This is a genomic window from Cupriavidus necator (assembly GCF_013141915.1).
GTDB classification, from domain to species: domain Bacteria; phylum Pseudomonadota; class Gammaproteobacteria; order Burkholderiales; family Burkholderiaceae; genus Cupriavidus; species Cupriavidus necator_B.
Window position 1 is genome coordinate 13,159 of the sequence record NZ_SROX01000003.1, and the last position, 19,859, is coordinate 33,017.

Genomic DNA, 19,859 nt, shown 5'->3' on the forward strand with positions numbered 1-19,859 from the left:
CGCAGCGTTGTGGCACGAGCAATGCAGGTTTGCACGGCCATGCCATTCTGTTCATTGCCGGCACAGCCTAACCTAGCTCCATCATCAATCGCATGGAGTGGTCATGAAACCCGTTGAAATCCAGGTCACCTATGACTTCATTTGCCCGTGGTGCTGGATCGGCCATCAGAACCTCAAGCTCGCGACGCAACGCGTGAACAGCGAGGTCGCGCCCAGGATTTCCTATTCACCCTACGAGCTCAATCCGGATATGCCCAAGGCCGGCGTCGACCGCAAGGCGTACCGGACCGCGAAGTTTGGCAGCTGGTCGCGCTCCCAAAGCATGGATGCGGAGGTCGCCCTTGTAGGCAAGAGGGTGGGGTTGGCATTCAACTACGACGCAGTGGCGATCACTCCCAACACCCGGCTCGCGCACCGCCTGATGGCGTTTGCTCAGCGCACCGGCAGTGCGACTATGGTCGAGGGCTTGTTCGAGGCGATCTTCGCCGCGTATTTCTCTCGTGGCGAAAACATCGGGTTAATCGATGTGCTGGCGCCGCTGGCAGCATCCGTCGGCTTTGACGAAAAGGCCGTGCGCGATTACCTGGTGAGCGGGGAAGGGGAGGCTGAAGTCATTGCCGAGGAGATGCGCGCGAGCCTGAGTGGGGTCCGCTCAGTGCCGACGATTCGGATCGGCGATGCAATGATCGGTGGTGCGCAACCGCCGGCAGTGATGGAGCAGGCCCTGCAAGCCGCTTCTGCCAAAACATCTGCTGCACTCGAGACGCTTTGAACCTGGAGAACTGAAATGGACAAGCAAGCAACCCTTCACTATGTCTATGATCCCTATTGCGGATGGTGCTACGGGCTCGCACCTCTCGTGAGCGTTGCGGACGAGATGCCCGGCCTGAAGGTGGTCCCGCATAGCGGGGGCATGCTGGCTGGACCCCAGGCGCAGATGATGTCGCCTGAGTGGCGCGACTTCGTCCGTCCCCACGAGGAGCGCATCACTGCGCTGAGCGGGCTGAAGTTTGGCGAAGCATATCAGCAAGGCACCCAGTTTGACTATGACGTCAAGCTCGATTCCGGGCCGCCGACAGCAGCGATGCTCGCTGCGGAGTCGCTGGCCGGCGCGGGACTGAAGATGCTAAAGCGGCTCCAGACAGCCTATTACGTGGAAGGCAAGCATATTTCCGACCCAGAGGAACTGGTGCGCATTGCCGTCGAACTCGGGCTGGATGCGAAGGCATTTACCAGCGCCTACGAAGCGGCTACGCTCGGCCTTGATGAACACTTCAAGAATACGCAAGGCTTTCTTGATGCGTTGGATGGGCGCGGCTACCCGACCCTGGCAATTGAGCAGGACGGGAAAGTATCGAGGCTTCACCTGGGCCGGTATTTCGGGAAGCCAGAGCAGTTCCGCAAAGCGCTTGCAGACATGCTGACGCCTTCGAAAACCTAGCGCCAAGGAAGGCGCGCTCCGCAAGTCTGAGCAGCCTCTCCTTGGGCGGCGACTTTGCAAGGCAATTCCTTTGCCGCATGCAGGTCGCTGCCCCTCGGGCCAACTAGTAGTCAGCCCGACAGACAGTGGTTGGGGGCATTTATCGGCCAAGGCGTTGTACAAACGGCTTGTCGAGCGACAAAGAGCGGATTGTCCCTATCTTGTCGCGAGCTCGCTGGTCAATGCATCCTCCATAAGCCTGAGTCGCTTGTAGAGATACGAACGCGAGATGCCAAGCTCTTCCGCAACGCGCTTTTTGTTGCCACCAGTACGGCGCATCGCCTCCAGGATCATCTCGGACTCGACGCGCTCCATTGCTTTGCGCATGTCCGGGTTGGCGTTCTCGCCGTTCCGTGGCAGGCTACTCACGGAGCCCATTGCCAGCACCGAATCGGCGCTTTCCAGATTGCCGAAATCTGCGATGGAAAGAATCGGGCCGTCGCAGAAGATCGCAGCCCGTTCGATAGCATGCTGCAATTGCCGGACGTTGCCCGGCCATGCGCAAGATTGCAGGAAGCGGATTGCGGAGTCGGAAATCGCCTTCTTTGGCGCACCATGGCGGGTGCCAAACGCCTCCAGGAACTTGTCGGCCAACTCGGGGATATCCTCCAGCCGATCACGCAGAGCGGGCAGGCGCAATGTCACTGCGCTGATGCGATAGAACAGATCCAGGCGGAAGCTTGACTTGGCGATCATGGCACTGAAATCGCGGTTACTCGCGGAAATCAGCCGGAAGTCGGAATGCCGCGCCCGCTCCCCGCCGATACGCTCGAACTGCCCATCCTGCAGCACCCGAAGCAGCTTGACCTGCATGTCGACCGGCATGTCGCCGATCTCATCCAGGAACAGCGTACCGGTATCGGCGGCTTCGAACTTGCCTTTGCGCCCTTTGCGATCTGCGCCCGTAAAGGCGCCGGGCTCGTACCCGAACAGCTCACTTTCCACCAGGTTCGGCGGCATCGCCGCGGAGTTTACTAGCACCAGTGGCTTGTCGCTGCGCGGGCTCAGCATATGGATGGCATGGGCAACCAACTCCTTGCCCGAGCCACTTTCCCCCGCTAGCAGGACGGGTACGTCCAGCGGTGCCACGCGCAGAATGTCTTCCTTGAGCCGGCGCACCGCGTCGCTGCTCCCGACAATCTGATCCAGCCCGTAGGTACGATTTCCGATGCCGGAAAGCTCTCGGCGGTAGAAATCCAGTTCCTGACGAACTTGCGCCAACTCGGTCGTCACTGCCTGCATCGCTTCCGGCCCTTTGAACATCACCTGTCCTATCGCGGCAACGACACGCTGATTGCGATCCAGGACCGGCAGGCGCGACACCACGCGCTTGATGCCGTTCATTTCCTGTAGCTGGCCAACCTGACCTTTGCCAGTCACCGCGACCTCTTGCAGCTTCGTATTCTCGATCACGGTGGTGACATGCCGACCCAGAGCCTCGCCGCGCTTGAGGCCAAAGAACCGTTCATGGACCGGGCTCATGTACGTGATCTTGCCCGCGGTGTCCACCACCACCATGGCCTTGTAGGGATCGGTGATGAAGTGGCGAAGAATGTCTTCCGCCGAGTCGACAGTCGCCAGGAATTCGCTCAGCTCGTTGGCTTCCTGTAAGGCAAAGATCAGGAAGCACACCGCGTCCCGTGATGGAATGGCGGCGATTGTCATGGGGTGTTCCAAATCGGTCATGGCAGACACGCGCTTGAGAGGAGTCCGCATGCGGTCCTGCCAAAGGCGGACGAGGTGACCCGCGATCAAGGCGTCGTGCCCGAGTCCGCTGGCGAACTTCATGGTCCCGTCCGCATCGAGAACGAGGATGCCTTCTGCTTCACGCTTCATTGTCTCTCACCATGGTCACGAGTCGCCGTCATGGACTCCACTGCGTCAATTGCCATTGCCGGGCGTTGCCGGCCGCCCGCTGCTTTGAGCGGTGCGGCCTATTAATTATCGTGCGAAAATTAACATCGGTGCCAGAGTGTTAGGGTAATTACTACCCTGCGATGGGAGCCTCACTCCGCATTCTGACCATATGTAATCGATCGATCACCAATGTGTGGCCGTAGATGCTGGGTAGAATCTGATCATTGATGTTGGGCGTGCAGACTGACCATGTGCATCCAGGACCCGTCATGGACTTGCGACAACTACCAAATCTGAGCTCTCTGAAGGTATTCGAGGCCGCAGCCCGCCTGGAGAGCTTCTCGCGGGCTGCGGAAGAACTGTTCGTCACCCACAGTGCCGTCAGTCATCAGATCCGTTCACTGGAAGCCGACCTTGGCATCGCGCTGTTCAAGCGGGATGGCAGGCGAATAACGTTGACCGATCGCGGGCGGCGCTATGCGGAACAAATCCGGTCTTCTCTGTTCGATATCGCGTCGGCAACCGAGTCGATGCGCTCGGGTGATCGCGAAAAGCGTCTTGTGATCAGCTTGCTCCCATCGTTTGCCGCGCGCTGGTTGACGCCCCGCATTGGACGCTTCATCGAGCAGTACCCCGAACTCGACGTCGAACTGCAGTCCACGCATACGCTCACCGATTTCAACCGTGATGACGTCGATGTCGTGCTGCGTTTCGGGGACGGCAATTATCCGGAGCTATTCGTCGAGCCGCTGCTCGACGAGGTCTTTTTCCCGGCCTGTGCCCCAACGTTCAATGGCGGGAACTTGCCAAAGACGCCTGAAGACCTGGCTGGCGTGACCTTACTACGCCACGACTACGAGATGTGGAGGGCCTGGTTCCTGGCCGCGGGCCTGGAAGGATGGACAGAACCGCGACGCGGCGTGCTGTATCAGGATGCGTCGCACCTGATACAGGCGTCGATGGATGGTCAGGGCGTTGCGCTGGTGCGGCGCTCGTTGGCCATGCAGGACGTCGTCAATGGACGCCTCGTCCGCTTGTTCGACATCGATGCGGCTAGCCCGTGGGCCTATTGGTTCATCTGCCCCCAACCCTTGCTGGAGACATTCAGGGTCCAGGCGCTGCGTAAGTGGCTACATGAGGAAACTCGGCAATTTCAGGCGATGTACGCGCGAAGCCCGCACGCTGTGGGGAAAGCGGGGAAAGCCGGTGAGGTGATGCGACAAGCAAAGAAGGAGCATAGCCGCGAAGCCCCGAGCCAGGATACTGATCAACGCATCAGCTGACACAGGCGGCGCTGGCGGAGGACCTGAGGGTAACGCCTTCCGATGGATTCTGGGAAGGCTCCAATCCGCCGAATGCAATCCGCATTTCGCTGGGCGGCGCCCAGGACCGCGCACAGTTATCGCAGGCATTGCGCAAACTGGCAGCATTACTGGAGCGCAGGCCGACGCCAGGGGCCGGAGCTGGTCCCGAATGCTGCCAAAGCACTACGCGGCGCCGGGCGGCCAGAGCATCACGCCTTGCCTTTGATGCAACGCAGCGTTGCACGCCACCGTCATTCACCGCGCAGAGTCGCCGGACTATCCTTGGTCACCAGATCAGATACCAGGGAAATTCGGAATGGACACGCAAACACACTCAGGAACCAGCGGTCGCTGGGCCAACACGCAGTTCCTTGTCATGGCCTACACGCTGAGCGCCATCATGGCCGGTGCAACCGTCGCCAGCCCGTTATATCCCATATATGAAGAAGTGTTTCATATCGGGCCGGGCGGCGTGACGATTGCCTATACCGCTTACATGGTCGGCACGCTGTTGGCATTGCTGTTTCTCGGTCATCTCAGCGACCATCTTGGCCATATCCGGACGTTGCGGGTGGCAGCGACACTCGCACTTGCCGGACTCGTCCTTTCCGGAGTCGCTCCGGATCTTCTGATTCTTTCGATCGGGCGTTTCACAATCGGAGTCGCCGCAGGCATTGCTTCCACGTCAGCGACGGCCGGACTGGTAGCGGCTTCGCCGCCAAACCGACTGAGGCAAGCTTCATCGATCGGGTCATTGATGACCATTGTCGGCCTAGGCCTAGGACCACTGGTTGGTGGTTTTATCGCGCAAGACTTGCCATTCCCGCTGCACCTGCCTTACGGCGTGCTGGGCGGTGCGCTGTTGCTGGCTCTTGTGGCATTGGGCAGCCAGAGACACGGGCAACCTTCAACAATCGCCGGCTTCTTTCCGCGTCTACGCTTTCATTTGCCCGACATGCATCAGGTCAAGCAATTTGCCACGGTGGCGGTCATCGCGTTTATTGGCTACACCCTTTTCAGTCTCTTTGCATCACTGGCGCCTTCATTCTTTGATACCTTTCTTCCATGGGACGGGCCGGCCGTTGGCGGCATTGGGGTCGCCATGCTCTTTGCGGCATCAGCGGCTGCTCAAGTTACGTTCACTGGGATCGATCCTAAAAGAGGGCTTGTGGTGGGTTCCCTTCTCGTGACCGCCGCCCTGGCGATGCTGGCAGCATCAGTGAAGTTTTCCTCCGGGTTGTTGTTCATCGCAAGCGATGTACTCGGTGGATTCGGTCAGGGCCTTACCTTCATGTCCGCTCTGCTGGTCGTCAATGCCATGACGACGTCTGTGCGCCGGGCAGGAATGATTTCATCCTTCTTCACTATTGCCTATCTCGGCGGCATTGTTCCCGTGCTTGGTCTTGGGGTTGCAGCAGACCGGCTGGGGCTTGACGCGTCTCTGATTGGACTATCGATCCTCATGGCTGCCATCGCTGGTACGCTCACTTTCGCCGCGCAGCGTCTGGTTTCCAATGTTCAGTGTCACAGCCGCTAGAACGACGAACTCACTGATTGCCCACGCTCGCGCAGTTTGACGACTTCGCGAGCATTATCGTTCGTGCAGGCCTGTCAGGCAGTACGCGTTTCCATTGTACCGAACGCACATGGCCCAGTCTTCCACGCAATCATCGATGGTCAAGTTTTACTCACAAGACGACAAAGAAAGTTCATTTTGCCGGCGCAGACGGCATGGCTATCATCTGTACATCCCTAGTCATCAGGAGAACGCGGGTAATGACCACCGCTGAAGGAACTTGCCACTGGGGCATCCTAGGCTCTGCGAGCATCGCAAAGAAGAACTGGCATGCAATCATTAATGCCGGTAACAGCCGTATTGTCGCGGTCGGTAGCCGCTCGGCTGAGAGCGCACAACGGTTCATCGATGAATGTCAGGCGTCGGTGCCCACGCCTTACGCCGTGGAAGCAGTCGAAGGGTACGAGGCGCTGATCGCGCGTCAGGACATCGACGCCCTCTATATTCCGCTTCCGACCGCCGTCCGGACCGAATGGGCGGTCAAAGCGGCGCAGGCAGGCAAGCATATCGTGATCGAGAAGCCTTGCGGTATCACGGCGGCCGACCTGCAGCGGATCATCGATGCGGCCAACGCCTCCGGCGTGCAGGTAATGGACGGCGTCATGTTCCAGCACTCGACGCGCTTGCAGGCGATGCGCTCAGTGCTTGATGACGGCATCAGTGTTGGCGAGATTCGCCGTATTGCCACGCATTTCAGCTTCATTGGAGATGACGGATGGATTCAGCGCAACTGCCTGACGGAACCAGCCGGCTGCCTTGGTGATGTGGGTTGGTACAACATTCGGCTTATCCTCTTCGCCCTGAACTACGACCTGCCTGTTGAAGTGCGTGGCCGCATCCTGCAAGGCGTGCAACGACCCGACGGCTCAGGTGTGACGCCTGTCGAATTCTCGGGTGAACTGTTCTTTGGCAATGGGGTTTCGGCGACGCTCTACAACGCTTTCAACACCAGCCGCCAGCAGTGGGCCTACATCAGCGGATTGAATGGCTACTTGCACCTGAAGGACTTTGTATTGCCGCACTACGGAAATGAGATCTCGTTTACGGTAGGCAACGACAGCTTCGGCGGGAACGGATGCTTCTTCAACCTGGAGAAACACGAGCGTACGATCTCGCTGCCGGAGTACAGCAACAACCACACGACCGCGCAGGAGTCGAACCTGTACCGGACGTTCGCCGAACTCGTCCTGTCGGGTAAACGCGATCCGTTCTGGCCAGAGGTGGCGCAGAAAACGCAGCGCGTCCTGGATGCGCTGCTGGAATCCGCCAACGCTGGCGGCGTCTCCATCATGCTGTCCTGAATTCAGCCAAGCTCGCCAAGCCGAGAGGAGGGATCTGCATATGTCTGCCAGATTGCAGCTCTACGTAGATGCTAACTTCGTCAGCCCATTTGCAATGCCGGTGTTTGTTGCCCTGCACGAGAAGGGGTTGCCATTTGACCTATGCACCATCGACCTCGGCAGGAAAGCGCAGCATACGCCCGCCTATGCAGCCGCGTCACTGACAAGCAAGGTGCCTACTCTGGTCCATGGTGAATTCGCGTTGTCCGAGTCTTCCGCCATTACGGAGTACATCGACGAGGTGTTCGCGGGGACAGCGCTATATCCCCGAGATCCGCAGCAGCGGGCGCGGGCGCGGCAGGTCCAGTCGTGGCTGCGTACGGACCTGATGCCGCTCAGGCGTGCCCGTACGTCGGACAGGCTCTTCTGCAAGACTTGGGCAGAGCCCTTGGATAGCGAAGCAGAAGAGGCTGCGAACAAGCTGTTCGCCATCGCTGACAGGCTGGTCCCTGCCGGCGCGCCACAACTGTTCGGTGAATGGAGTGTGGCCGACCTGGAGCTGGCCATCATGCTCAATCGCCTGATCCTGAGTGGCGATCCTGTTCCGCAACGACTGGTCGACTACGCTGGGCACCAGTGGCAACGACCGTCCGTGCAACGCTGGATCAATTTGAAACGGCCGGCTCCCGACCCGCTGCCTGTGTACAGGCATGAGTGAATCTGCCGGTGTGACATCGACAGACCCGTTGCCACCCGGAGTGACGAAATGAACAATCCTCCCGATTACATGCCGCCCAAAGTCTGGACCTGGAACAGGAGCGGTGTCAGTTTGAATCGGCCGATTGCCGGCGCTACCCGCGAACAGGCGTTGCCGGTCGGCCGTCATCCGCTGCAGTTGTACTCGCTTGCTACCCCGAACGGCCAGAAGGTAACGATCCTGCTGGAGGAGTTGCTGGTGCTGGGTCACGCCGCCGCGGAGTATGATGCCTGGCCGATCCGGATCGGCCAGGGCGAGCAGTTCGGCACCGGTTTTGTCGCGGTCAATCCAAACTCGAAGATCCCGGCACTGGTCGATCGTTCCGGCGCTGAGCCCTTGCGAATCTTTGAGTCCGGGGCAATCCTGCTTTATCTGGCCGAAAAGTTCGGCGAGTTCCTCCCGACCGACGCCGCCGCGCGCGCCGAATGTCTGTCGTGGCTGTTTTGGCAAATGGGAAGCGCCCCTTATGTCGGTGGCGGATTCGGACACTTCTATGCCTATGCCCCGACCAAGATCGAGTATGCAATCGACCGCTTTGCCATGGAGGCCAAGCGCTTGCTCGATGTGCTCGACCAGCGGCTGGCGCAAACCGAATACCTGGCAGGCGGCCAATACACGATTGCCGACATCGCGACATTTCCGTGGTATGGGGGACTGGTGAATGGCTGGCTCTACGACGGCGCCGAGTTCTTGTCGGTGCAAGACTACCGGCACGTGCGGCGCTGGGCTGATTCCATTCTGGAACGGCCGGCGGTAAAGCGGGGCCGCATGGTCAACCGCTTGAGCGGAGAGGCTGCCGGCCAGTTGCATGAGCGCCATGACGCCAGCGATTTTGAGACCCGAACACAGGACAAGCTGGGGGCGGTGCGCTGAGATCGTCCGGGTTCATGCCAGGAAGCGTGTGAGAAGTACTGTGGTCACTCGTCGCTCCTGCTGGCGGGGTTGCTGATGTTCCTGCTGATCTTGAGGAGCGGCCGGCGGGGCATCCCGAACGGACAGGATGCTCCGCCGGTTGCGATGCCTCAGCTCACCTGCTCATTCAGAAAGGAATGTTGGTGCTGCGCCCGAAATGCGTTGCGATGCAGTTGCGGGACACAGCGCAGATACTGGGGGACAGCGGTAGCCGTTCCACCAAGCGCGGCGGCGGCATGCCACGGCCATCGCGGATCGTAGATCACCGTCCGGGCCAGGCCGATCAGGTCGGCGTCGCCGGCGGCGACAATCGCATCTGCATGGGTGGGTTCGGAGATTAGGCCGACGGCGACCACCGGAATCTTCACCGCGGCCTTGACGGCGCGTGCATGCGGCACCTGGTAGCCCGGCGCGAGCACAATTTTCTGAGCGGGATGCAGGCCGCCAGTCGACACGTTAATGGCATCCGCCCCGCGGGCTTCGAGCATCTGCGAAAAGGCGACAGCCTCATCGAGCGTGAAGCCCCCTTCAACCCAGTCGGTCGCCGAGATGCGGACCGAAACGGCGCGGTCGGAAGGAAAGGCATCCCGAACCGCGTCGAGGACTTCCAGCGGAAAGCGGGCGCGGTTCTCCAGAGATCCCCCATATTCGTCTGTGCGCTGATTCGAAAGTGGCGACAGGAACGTGTGTAGGAGATAGCCATGCGCAGCGTGAATCTGGACGGCATCGATGCCGAGCCGGGCGGCGCGTCTGGCCGCGGCGGCGAATGCATCTCGCACCCGCTTTAGGCCGTCCTTGTCGAGAGCGGTTGGTGGCAGATAGGAGGAATCCAACGGAATGGCAGATGGGGCCTCAGTTTGCCAGCCGTTTTCATGATCCGGCTGAATCTGACTGCGTCCAAGCCACGGGATGTCTGTCGAAGCCTTGCGGCCAGCGTGGGCCAGTTGGATGGCAATGGGCATATCTGACCAGCGTCGCACGCCTTCGAGGGTCCTGGCCATGGAGGATTCTGTTGCGTCATTGTAGAGACCGACGTCGCCGTAACTAATGCGGCCCTCCGGCACCACAGCAGTTGCTTCGATTGTCAAGAGCGCGGCCCCGGAGAGGGATAGCTGTCCGAGATGGATCAGGTGCCAGTCACTCATGCAACCATCGGTAGCCGAGTACTGGCACATCGGGGAAATGACGATGCGATTCGGGAGATCAAGATTCCGCACGCGAAGGGGGGTGAAAAGGGCTGGTGACAAAGGAGGATTCTCCATTCAGGATAGACACGCCCACACCAAGATATGACCTCGAATCAAGCGAGGTTTCATCGTAGAGGTGGGTTTGAAAAAGTTCGGGTTTTGAAAGGTCAGATGGGGTCAGCCAGTTTGGCCGCGCGAGCTACTTGAGCAAGCGTCATGCCAGATACCAACGCTTGCGTTCCGCTACGGATGAAGGAAGAGCCGGTAATCGTCTGAAAGACACATGTGTCGGCAGAAACTACAGTGTGTCGTTCGCAGAGACAGCCCGTGGTAGAGCAGATTGCGCAGAGTCTGATGCGCGGCGCTGCTGAAAATAGCCGTAGTGTCCATAGGGCGGCTTCGGCTGATCCGCGATGTGCCAGCATCCGCTGGCCGCCGGCCCGCGCTAGAGTATCGGGGACGTACGGTTCTGCACGGTCTTGAGTGCAAAGCTGGACCGTATGTGCTCAACGCCCCGGATGCGGGTCAGTGTCCTGCTCAGGAAGTGCTGGTACGCGCCCATATCGGGCACCACCACGGCGGCCCGCGTGGTTACTCAAGCGAGGCTACTGGTGCATGGGGTTTGGCAGCAGCCGAGCAGCGAACATTCCTGACAGGCATTCAGGCACTGGTTCGCCTGCCGATAATACAGCGTGAGCTCGACAGTGTGCGTGGCCTCTGTACCGCCTGGCTGGTGTCCGGTTATCGCGGGTCCCATTAGGTGCATACGACCAGGAGCTCTGGAAGGCGTCCAAGCAGCTCGCCGCCCACGACGTGGTGATTCAGCTCGGCCTCAATGAGGATCTTGCCACCACGGCGCTTGGGGCGCGCAGATGCACCAGGCCTTCCGCGACTGCGCGAGCCTGGCCGAGCACATCGACGGCGTAGAGTTCCTGGCCCGGCGCACCTTAAACCCTCGCACGACAGACCAGTCTCCTAAGCTCGACTCGGTAGCCGTACTCAGGAGCTTTGATTCTCCAGCGTCGGGTAGTCAGTGTAGCCCTGTGCGCCGCCATCCAACCAGTCGGTGTTCACCCGGGCCAGCAGCGTTCCATGGTGCAGGCGTTCGACAAGATCGGGGTTGTTGATACGGACCGGCCGAAGGCGTCCAGGTCGGCCTTGCCGCCTGCGATGGCCTGTTCGGCCAGGGCTAAGTCATAGCCGTTATTGAGCATCCATGCTGCTCGATTGGTGTCGGCGCCTTAGTGACCCGTCCCGGCCACCGCGCGGTAGTCAACGCCCCCGCTGCGAGCCAGTTGCACAAGCAGTACCATCAAACCGAGGGTGGAGATCACGGCGCCCGCGATGCCGGTGTAGGAAACGCCCAGGGTGCCGAGGGTCATGCCGCCGACCAGGGAACCGAGCGCGATACCAGAGTTGAAGCCGGCGATGTTCAGGCCGGCGGCCACGCCATGGGCGTGGGGAGCATGCTGCTCGGCGACGCCGACCAGACGGGCTTGCAGGGCCGGCACTGCAGCGAAGGTGAACATGCCCAGCAGCGCGACAAGAATGCCCATTGCGGGGGATGACGAGGCAAGCGCCCACATGCCCAGTGCGATGGTGGTAATGCCGGCGATCAAGGCTACGCTTGCCCGGTTTACCCCGAGTCGGTCGGTAAGCTTGCCCCCGATCACGTTGCCAATCGCGGCAAGCACGCCATAGACCAGCATAAAGATGCCGACCGTTTGGCTGCTGACGTGCGTGACCTTCGTAAGCAGCGGTGCGATGTAGGTGTAGGCGGTAAACGAGCCGGCATAGCCCAGGACCGTCACGAGGGCGGCGAAGAGCAGAACGGGGTCGACGATCGCCTTCAACGCCTGGCCGACGGAGTCCGAACCTTCATGCCCCTGCGTTTGCGGAGGCTCCTTCATGCCCAGCAGTAAGCCCAGGAAGCCCAATGCACCGAATGCCCCGATCGCGCCGAGCACCGGGCGCCAGGAGATCGTGCCGCCCAGGTAAGTGCTGACCGGGACGCCGATTGCCATGGCGATCGTGAAGCCACCGAATACGACGGCCACAGCGCTGCTGGCCTTCTTCGCTCCCACAAGACGAGCTGCCGTGCTGGAGGCAACCGCTAGGAACAGGCCGTGCCCCATTCCAGCGACGAAACGCGCGATCAGCAAGGTGGACAGATTGGTAGCGACGGCCGCGGCCAGGCTGCCGACGGTGAAGACTAAGACGGTCATCAGCATGGTGCACTTGCGCGTCCATCCGGCCGTCAAAGCCGTCAGGACTGGCGCGGCAAAGGTCGCGCCCAGCGCGTACGTCGTCACAGCGCTTCCGGCTTGCTCAATATCGACGTTCAGGCTGTGTGCCATGACGTCGGTCAGGCCGATGGGAACGAACTCCGCGAGGCCCAGTGCAAACGCACTGAGCGTGAAGATGTAAACAACAAATGGCATGGATCTCTCTCGACTGTCCTTGAGGGCGGCTTGACGCCGCAACTGATACGAATCGTAGAGCGCTTGCATAAATAGATAAAATTATTATTTTTTTGTCTATGGATAATTATTCTTATTGCTGCTGGGCGAGCTGATGCTGTCATCCGAGCAGCGTTTCTTGACCTCTGCTCCGAGTACGGAGGAATCAATTTTAAGGACTTGGATAAATATTCTTATGGGTGAGATACTGTCGGGAGCCCGGCTGGCGTGCGACGGTAGGCAAGTGGACGCTGCTTCATACAGGCCGCGGTCACACTACCTGATCTTCGTCGCGAGCGTGTTGCCAGCGGCGATAAGTCGACGCCATGAGCCACCTCGACCATCTTCGGACGTTCCGGCGCTCCCGCTCATTGCCTATGACGAGGATTTGCCATTGATCCGGCCGATCTGGGCGGCCATGTTCCAATTTGCGCCGACATTGCAGGCCGCGCTGACCATCCCCGATTTGCGCATCATCCAGGACCTGGTCGTCAAGGGACAGGGGTGGAGCGTGTTGCCCGACTATCAGTGCACCGAGGCGCTGGCGTCGGGACGACTGGTTTCCGTCACCCGAGCCAAGGACGCGCCGACCAACAACCTCTATCTGGTATGGAACAAGGCCTCGATGCGCAATCCACGCATCGTTCATGCGCGCGATTTCATTCTTGGCCTGTTCAGCCGGAAGACCTAACGCTCCATGTCGCCCGGTACAAGCCTACATCCTGTATGCGGCTAGCAGAGGTGCGTGCCAGTCGGTACGGCCCTCCTGCCTTAGGTGACCATCACCCAAACTGACATAGTTTCACGATCATGAAAATACATGGCGGGCCAGTACGGCTCATTTGCTGTCTCAAGTTGCTGGTGCAGACCGTTCATTGCGTCGATCTCCTGCTCTGCGCTGCTCCGGTCGGCGCTGCGCGCCAACCCTAGACCACGCGCAAAGCGCGTGATCGAATCCGCGAAGTGGCAATGCCTCGAACGGCGCAAGCCGCGTCTTCATCACCTCAGATGAGCGTGGTTCAAGCAACTACGTGACCATGGCGCATCCATCGTTGCATTGCCTGGCTATCGGTGCTGTCGAGATACTGGGAGACCCGATCCAGTAACCGCAAATCGATACCGGTCGTATCCGCCAGCTTCTTTGCCAGGTGCAGGTCCTTGCTGACGACATTGTGAAGTGAAGTGAATGCGGCTTCGGATCGGGCCCATGCGGCGTACTGGCTTCGGCCAATCCCGGCATCTTCGGTAAGAAAATTGCGTCCGGTACTGACATTCAGAATGGGGGCGAGGCTCTCAAAGCTGACGCCATAGCGTTCCGCCAGGTCGATGGCTTCAGCCGTCAGGAACATGTTTGCGATACAAAGCATGTTGTTGATGATTTTCACAACCTCGCCAGAGCCAAGGGCCCCGCAGTGGAAGATGTTTTTTCCCATCGATCTCATCAACGGCATCACAGCAGCCACATCTTCTGGATCGCCCCCCATCATGACCGTGAGCGTGGCTTGTTCTGCGCCCACGATCCCACCGCTGACGGGCGCATCGATGAGGCGTGCCCCGGAAGCACGCAAGCCGGCGCTGATGGTCTGGAGCGTATCGGGCAAGGTCGTGCTCATCATGCAAACGACTGGCTGGTGTCCCGCCGGAAAGGCGTCTGCAAGTCCGCCCGGCCCGAGCATCGCTTCCAGGATCTGAGCGTCGTTGGCTAGCAGGACGATGATCGCATCTGCAGAGGCACATTCCGCCACCGAGGTTGTCACGCGCGCTCCCTCGCCCGAAAAGGCGTCGAGCACGGCCTGATTCCGATCGCAGACGATGAGATCGAATCCTGCGCGCCGCGCACAGCGAGCCATGGGCGCGCCCATGCTTCCAGCGCCGACAAAGGCCACCCTCTTCATTTCCATCATTTCATCTCCTTCAGACCGAAGAGCGCTGCGAGAATGCCGGCGCGCGCTTTTCCTGCAGGGAGGCCAGCCCTTCGCGTGCCTCGGGACCGCCAAAGCCGATAAATTCCAGTGCCAGCGAGGTGTCGAAAATCGGGCCGGCCTGACGCAGCCAGTTGTTCAACGCATACTTGCTCCAGCGAATCGCCGACGGAGCCCCCGATGCGAGCCGTGTGGCCACTTCCACCGCCTTGTCCTGAAGCGCGGCCTCGTCGACGCACAGCGAAACCAGCCCGATCGATTCCGCCTCTTCGCCATTGAGCGGCTCGCAGAGCAACAGGTGGTATTTCGCTTTTGCCATGCCGCAGAGCAGGGGCCACACGATGGCTGCGTGGTCTCCCGCCGCGACACCCAGCCGGGTATGGCCGTCGACGATGCGTGCGGATCTGGCCGCGATCGAGATGTCCGCGAGCAGGGCGGCCACCAGTCCCGCGCCGACCGCAGGACCGTGAATGGCCGAGACGATCGGCTTCGAGCAGTTGATGATGTTGTAGACCAGGTCCCGGGCTTCACGCCAGACACGGGTCCGGACGTCGAAGTCCTCCGTCATCTCGCGAATCATCTCGAAGTCGCCACCGGCGGAGAAGGCCCGGCCTGCGCCGCACAGGACGACCGCGCTGACCTCCGGGTCGCTGTCGATCCCCTTCCAGACTTCGGCCAGCTCGGCATGTCCACGCGAATCCAGTGCATTCATGCGCTCGGGCTTGTTGAGGGTCAGGCGAAGTACGCCCGTGGCGGGACGGTCGAATGCAATGTTCTGGTAGTCCTGATACAAGGTGCGATGATTCATGGCAGCTTTCATCCTTTGAATAAACAGCGAGAAGCCGGAAGCGGGCCCGGCGCGTCAGAGCAGTCCGGTTGTGTAGAACACCCCGATCACGAAGAACACGGCAAGCGTCTTGATCAAGGTAATGGCGAAGATGTCGCGATACGATTCGCGGTGCGTGAGGCCGGTGACGGCCAGCAGCGTGATGACCGCGCCGTTGTGGGGCAGCGTGTCCATGCCACCGCTGGCCATCGAGACCACGCGATGCAGTACCTCCAGCGGAATCTGCGCGGCGTGCGCACCCTGAATGAACGCTTCGGACATTGCGGCCAGCGCGATGCTCATGCCGCCCGATGCCGAGCCGGTGATGCCGGCCAGCGTGCTGACGGAAATGGCCGCGTTCACAAGCGGGTCCGGAATGCCGCGCAGCGCGTCGCTGACCACGAGGAAGCCTGGCAGCGCGGCAATCACGCCACCGAATCCGTACTCTGACGCGGTATTCATCGACGCCAATAGCGCGCCCGAGACGGCTGCCCTGGTGCCTTCCGCAAAGTGCCGGCGCACCGCGCCGAAGGCCGTCACGAGCACCACGACGATGCCCAGGACCAGCGCACCTTCCACGGCCCAGATCGCGGTCACGCTTGCGACCTTGGTTTCGACCGGCTTCGACAAGCCCGGCAACGACACGCTGTGGGCGTGGCCGTACCAGAGCGGAATCAGGCGCGTGAGCCAGAAGTTCGACACGCCGACCACAATCAGCGGCAGGATGGCCAGCAGCGGCGAAGGCAGCTTGCTTCTTTCCACTCGTTGCGGCTCATTGAGGAGGTTAGTGCCGTAGCCCTCGCCGCGCTTGGCTGCGGCGCGCCGGCGGGATTCCAGATAGAACAGGCCGACCAGGACAAGGAACAGGGACCCCAGAATGCCGAGCATCGGCGCGGCCCACGAAGTGGTCTTGAAGAAGGTGGTCGGGATAATGTTCTGGATCTGCGGCGTGCCCGGCAGCGAATCCATCGTGAACGAGAATGCGCCCAGCGCGATGGCGCCCGGCATCAATCGCTTCGGGATATTGCCCTGACGGTAGAGCTCGGCGGCAAACGGATAGACCGCGAACACCACCACGAACACCGACACGCCACCGTAGGTCAGCAGTGCGCAGACGGCCACAATGACCAGGTTGGCGCGCGCAGAGCCGATATACCGGATCGCGGTGGCGACGATCGATTCGGAAAAGCCTGCCAGTTCGATCACCTTGCCGAACACGGCGCCGAGCATGAACACGGGAAAGTACAACTTCACAAAGCCGACCATCTTCTCCATGAAGACGCCGGAGAAGACCGGCGCGATCGCTGACGGATCGGTCAGCAGCACAGCGCCCAGCGCGGCCAGCGGGGCGAACAGGATGACGCTGTAGCCGCGATAGGCGGCCACCATCAGGCACGCCAGGGCGGCGAGCGCGACAACGACGGACATGGGTGTCTCCAACACTTATTTTGGGATCCTCGAGCAACGAGTGCGGCGGTCGCTACGCTGGCGCGCCCTGTCTGGTTCCGGCGGGGTCGGCTCGAGGTGTTGGAGATTATGTGTATTGCTTTTTTGCACGACAACGGCAAATATGCAAGATTACTGTGCGTCCATGCACATATGGAAATGCCATGCGGAAACATCCGGAATGGAACGACTTCAGGTTCTTTCTCGAACTTGCGCGGAACGGGAAGATTTCCCTGACCGGGGAAAAGCTCGGTGTTGAGCACTCGACCGTGTCACGTCGGATTGACCGTCTGGAAGAAAGCCTGGGCACGGTGCTGTTCGACCGGCGTCGCAATGGCTATTCCCTCACCGACGCCGGCAAGGCGCTGGTTCCGCATGCGGAGCGGATGGAGAATGCGTTGCTCGGCGCCATCGAAGAGAGCGAGGGCCAGTCGGGCGACGTCGTCGGCACGGTTCGGGTTGGCACGCCAGAGGCGTTTGGCATCAACGTGCTGGCGCCCAGCCTGGTGGATCTCCATGCCCGGCATCCCGATCTGCATGTCGAGTTGATGGCGCAGCCCCAGTTTCCCAGCCTCGTGACGCGCGAGGTCGAGATCCTGGTGACGCTGGAGCCGCCGCAGGTCGGCCGCTATACGACGGCGCGCCTGGCTGAAGTGGACTACTTCCTCTATGGCTCGCCGGCGTATCTGAAGGCCCGCCCTGCGATCGGGGCGCTTGCCGATGTTGCCGAGCACGCGTTCGTGGACTACGTCCACGACGGCTCGGTCAGCGAGCGGTATCGCATCCTCGAAGAGCTGACGCCGAGTCCCAGACGGCACTTCACCACGACGAGCGTCCTGGCCCAGCGGGCCGCCGCCGCAGCGGGGATGGGCCTGGTCCTGCTGACGCCTTATGTCGCTGGCACCGGCTCAGATCTCGTCAGCATCTTCCCTGACCAGCCGCTGATTACGCGCACTTTGTGGATCGCCGCGCCCGAAGACCTGTTCCGGATCAGGCGTATCCGCTGTGTGTGGGACTTCATTCGCGAAGTCGTTTCCCGTCACCCGGACGAGTTTCGGCGATAGTTAGCCGCAACACCGCTTTCGCCCAACCCTCCCGTCATCCTTTGTGCATCTGCGCACAACGACCTTGCGTTCGTTGCCGTTGTTGTTGAAAAAAGCACGAACAATAATGGGCAGCACGACAGCGACGTCGGCGGACTTCCTCGACTGATCTGTCAGAACCCCTTGTCAGAAGTGGATGGTGACGGAGATGAACAAACTATTCAGAAGCGCCATGGACGCGCTCGATGGCATTGTCGAGGACAGACAGACCATAGCAGTCGGAGGATTCGGGCTTTGTGGCATTCCGGCGGCCCTGATCTGCGCATTGCGCGATACCGGCGTGACCGGTCTCACCTGTATCAGCAATAACGCCGGCGTTGACGATTTTGGACTGGGCCTGCTGCTCCAGACTCGTCAGATCAGCAAAATGATCGCGTCCTATGTAGGCGAGAACAAGGAGTTCGCGCGCCAGTACCTCAGCGGCGAACTGGCGCTCGAATTCAATCCTCAGGGCACATTGGCGGAGAGGCTGCGCGCTGGCGGCGCTGGCATTCCGGCGTTCTACACACGGACGGGCGTTGGTACCGTCGTGGCCGACAACAAGGAAGTACGCGAGTTCGATGGCGAGCGCTACGTCATGGAGCGCGGCCTCAAGGCCGATATTGCGCTGGTGAAGGCGCGAGTCGCCGACCGTGCCGGCAATCTCATGTTCGGCCGTACCGCCCGCAACTTCAATCCGGAAGTTGCGATGGCCGGGCGCATCACGGTGGTGGAAGTGGAAGAGCTTGTGGAAGTCGGTCAGCTCGATCCCGACGAGATCCATCTGCCCGGCATCTTTGTCGACCGTCTGGTTGTTGTTCCTAATCCGGAGAAACGTATCGAACGCAAGAGCTTCCGCTCGCGCGACAACAAGGAGGCAAGACATGGCGTGGACGCATGACCAGATGGCCGCGAAGGCGGCCGCCGAACTTCGCGACGGGGACTATGTCAATCTGGGCATTGGGTTGCCAACGAAGATAGTTCAGCACGTGCCGGACGGCATGCAGGTATGGCTTCAATCAGAGAATGGCTTGATCGGCATTGGACCACCTCCGTATGAAGACGAGATCGATCCTGACCTGATCGATGCCGCCAAGCAAACCATCACGATGGCGCCAGGCGCATCCATCTGTTCCTCATCGATGTCTTTCGCGATGATCCGCGGCGGTCATATGGATCTTACGATCCTGGGAGGCATGCAGGTCAGCGCGGCTGGGGACCTGGCAAACTGGATGATTCCGGGAAAGATGGTCAAGGGCATGGGTGGCGCGATGGACCTCGTCGGTGGAGTGCGCCGCGTCGTGGTGGTTATGGAACACAACACGCGCGATGGCGAGATGAAGATCCTGGAGCGCTGTTCATTGCCGCTCACCGGAGCGGGAGTGGTCAACCGCATCATCACCGACCTGGCGGTCATCGATGTGACTGGCGCCGGCCTCATCGTCCGAGAGATGGCCCCGGGCGTTTCCAGGGATGTGCTCCAGGCGAGGACTGAGCCAACACTGAGCTTCGATGCCAGCGGTTCTTTTCTATCCGTATAACGAGGTACTGAACGTCTGAAGATGAATGCGGATGCCTTGTCTCCCGGCAAGTATATCTGCGATGTGTCAGCCAAAGCCGGCCATGCCGGCGGTGACGAGGAGCCGGCGGCAACGATGTTGATCCGATGCGAGGTGATGCACAGCTAGCTGCAGAATCAGCATACCTTCGAAGACGCTGCGGATGCTGACGAGGAGCCATGTGCCCACTGTATGGAGCCCTGAGCGCGCGG

The 19,859-nt window shown here is 60.6% G+C and carries 19 protein-coding genes and 1 pseudogene; 12 read left to right on the top strand and 8 right to left on the bottom strand.

Annotated elements, in window-relative coordinates:
- The first annotated feature begins 103 nt into the window (after nucleotides 1-103).
- Nucleotides 104-772: a DsbA family oxidoreductase gene (locus E5S69_RS07905; RefSeq protein ID WP_058697604.1), complete on the top strand. Its 669-nt coding sequence runs from the start codon at nucleotides 104-106 to the stop codon at nucleotides 770-772.
- A gap of 15 nt (nucleotides 773-787) precedes the next feature.
- Nucleotides 788-1,441, top strand: a complete 654-nt coding sequence (locus tag E5S69_RS07910) for a DsbA family protein (protein ID WP_058697605.1) — start codon at nucleotides 788-790, stop codon at nucleotides 1,439-1,441.
- Between the two features lie 195 nt (nucleotides 1,442-1,636).
- Here the strand turns inward: E5S69_RS07910 and E5S69_RS07915 are convergent, their stop codons facing one another.
- On the bottom strand, nucleotides 1,637-3,316 hold the full coding sequence (locus tag E5S69_RS07915; RefSeq protein ID WP_058697606.1) for a sigma-54 interaction domain-containing protein: 1,680 nt from the start codon (nucleotides 3,314-3,316) through the stop codon (nucleotides 1,637-1,639).
- Nucleotides 3,317-3,606: 290 nt separating this feature from the next.
- Between E5S69_RS07915 and E5S69_RS07920 the strand changes: the two genes are divergently transcribed.
- The 6 genes and pseudogenes from E5S69_RS07920 (at nucleotide 3,607) to yghU (ending at nucleotide 9,127) form a co-directional block, all read left to right on the top strand.
- Nucleotides 3,607-4,620, top strand: a complete 1,014-nt coding sequence (locus tag E5S69_RS07920; RefSeq protein ID WP_233528046.1) for a transcriptional regulator GcvA — start codon at nucleotides 3,607-3,609, stop codon at nucleotides 4,618-4,620.
- A pseudogene (locus E5S69_RS32880) lies at nucleotides 4,605-4,793 on the top strand (PLP-dependent aminotransferase family protein); the annotation flags it as partial. The gene E5S69_RS07920 and the pseudogene E5S69_RS32880, both read left to right, overlap by 16 nt.
- A 164-nt stretch (nucleotides 4,794-4,957) precedes the next feature.
- Nucleotides 4,958-6,178 carry an MFS transporter gene (locus tag E5S69_RS07925; protein WP_058697607.1) on the top strand — a complete coding sequence of 407 codons (1,221 nt, stop codon included), beginning with the start codon at nucleotides 4,958-4,960 and terminating at the stop codon, nucleotides 6,176-6,178.
- A gap of 239 nt (nucleotides 6,179-6,417) precedes the next feature.
- Nucleotides 6,418-7,518, top strand: coding sequence for a Gfo/Idh/MocA family protein (locus E5S69_RS07930; protein WP_058697608.1), 1,101 nt, complete (start codon nucleotides 6,418-6,420; stop codon nucleotides 7,516-7,518).
- 40 nt (nucleotides 7,519-7,558) lie between these two features.
- Nucleotides 7,559-8,215, top strand: a complete 657-nt coding sequence (gene yfcF, locus E5S69_RS07935) for a glutathione transferase (protein WP_058697609.1) — start codon at nucleotides 7,559-7,561, stop codon at nucleotides 8,213-8,215.
- A 48-nt stretch (nucleotides 8,216-8,263) separates the two neighbouring features.
- Nucleotides 8,264-9,127: a glutathione-dependent disulfide-bond oxidoreductase gene (yghU, locus tag E5S69_RS07940; RefSeq protein ID WP_058697610.1), complete on the top strand. Its 864-nt coding sequence runs from the start codon at nucleotides 8,264-8,266 to the stop codon at nucleotides 9,125-9,127.
- A gap of 149 nt (nucleotides 9,128-9,276) precedes the next feature.
- Here yghU and E5S69_RS07945 read toward each other — a convergent pair whose 3' ends face one another.
- From E5S69_RS07945 to E5S69_RS07960, 4 genes are all read right to left on the bottom strand, one after another.
- Entirely contained in the window at nucleotides 9,277-10,428 is a 1,152-nt protein-coding gene (locus tag E5S69_RS07945) for an NADH:flavin oxidoreductase/NADH oxidase (protein WP_058697611.1), read from the bottom strand.
- A gap of 370 nt (nucleotides 10,429-10,798) precedes the next feature.
- On the bottom strand, nucleotides 10,799-10,930 hold the full coding sequence (locus E5S69_RS07950; RefSeq protein WP_327077274.1) for an Lrp/AsnC ligand binding domain-containing protein: 132 nt from the start codon (nucleotides 10,928-10,930) through the stop codon (nucleotides 10,799-10,801).
- 493 nt (nucleotides 10,931-11,423) lie between these two features.
- The gene (locus tag E5S69_RS32770; protein WP_176844242.1) at nucleotides 11,424-11,567 is read right to left on the bottom strand and encodes a hypothetical protein; all 144 of its coding nucleotides are present in this window, start codon (nucleotides 11,565-11,567) and stop codon (nucleotides 11,424-11,426) included.
- Nucleotides 11,568-11,594: 27 nt separating this feature from the next.
- On the bottom strand, nucleotides 11,595-12,794 hold the full coding sequence (locus E5S69_RS07960) for an MFS transporter (protein ID WP_058697681.1): 1,200 nt from the start codon (nucleotides 12,792-12,794) through the stop codon (nucleotides 11,595-11,597).
- Nucleotides 12,795-13,008: 214 nt separating this feature from the next.
- Here E5S69_RS07960 and E5S69_RS07965 point away from each other — a divergent pair, with 214 nt between their 5' ends.
- On the top strand, nucleotides 13,009-13,503 hold the full coding sequence (locus E5S69_RS07965; RefSeq protein WP_233528047.1) for a LysR substrate-binding domain-containing protein: 495 nt from the start codon (nucleotides 13,009-13,011) through the stop codon (nucleotides 13,501-13,503).
- Nucleotides 13,504-13,831: 328 nt separating this feature from the next.
- On the opposite strand, the gene E5S69_RS07970 is transcribed toward E5S69_RS07965, so the two are convergent.
- The 3 genes from E5S69_RS07970 to E5S69_RS07980 are packed head-to-tail and all read right to left on the bottom strand — an operon-like array spanning nucleotide 13,832 to nucleotide 16,988.
- Complete coding sequence (locus tag E5S69_RS07970; protein ID WP_058697613.1) at nucleotides 13,832-14,716, bottom strand: NAD(P)-dependent oxidoreductase; 885 nt, start codon at nucleotides 14,714-14,716, stop codon at nucleotides 13,832-13,834.
- A gap of 10 nt (nucleotides 14,717-14,726) precedes the next feature.
- Nucleotides 14,727-15,542: an enoyl-CoA hydratase/isomerase family protein gene (locus tag E5S69_RS07975; protein ID WP_058697614.1), complete on the bottom strand. Its 816-nt coding sequence runs from the start codon at nucleotides 15,540-15,542 to the stop codon at nucleotides 14,727-14,729.
- A gap of 54 nt (nucleotides 15,543-15,596) precedes the next feature.
- Entirely contained in the window at nucleotides 15,597-16,988 is a 1,392-nt protein-coding gene (locus tag E5S69_RS07980) for a GntP family permease (protein WP_058697615.1), read from the bottom strand.
- A 182-nt stretch (nucleotides 16,989-17,170) separates the two neighbouring features.
- Between E5S69_RS07980 and E5S69_RS07985 the strand changes: the two genes are divergently transcribed.
- The 3 genes from E5S69_RS07985 (at nucleotide 17,171) to E5S69_RS07995 (ending at nucleotide 19,629) form a co-directional block, all read left to right on the top strand.
- The gene (locus tag E5S69_RS07985) at nucleotides 17,171-18,070 is read left to right on the top strand and encodes a LysR family transcriptional regulator (RefSeq protein WP_058697616.1); all 900 of its coding nucleotides are present in this window, start codon (nucleotides 17,171-17,173) and stop codon (nucleotides 18,068-18,070) included.
- Between the two features lie 187 nt (nucleotides 18,071-18,257).
- The gene (locus tag E5S69_RS07990) at nucleotides 18,258-18,989 is read left to right on the top strand and encodes a CoA transferase subunit A (protein WP_058697682.1); all 732 of its coding nucleotides are present in this window, start codon (nucleotides 18,258-18,260) and stop codon (nucleotides 18,987-18,989) included.
- Nucleotides 18,973-19,629 carry a 3-oxoacid CoA-transferase subunit B gene (locus tag E5S69_RS07995; protein ID WP_058697617.1) on the top strand — a complete coding sequence of 219 codons (657 nt, stop codon included), beginning with the start codon at nucleotides 18,973-18,975 and terminating at the stop codon, nucleotides 19,627-19,629. Before E5S69_RS07990 ends, E5S69_RS07995 begins: the two co-directional genes overlap by 17 nt.
- Nucleotides 19,630-19,859: the final 230 nt, after the last annotated feature.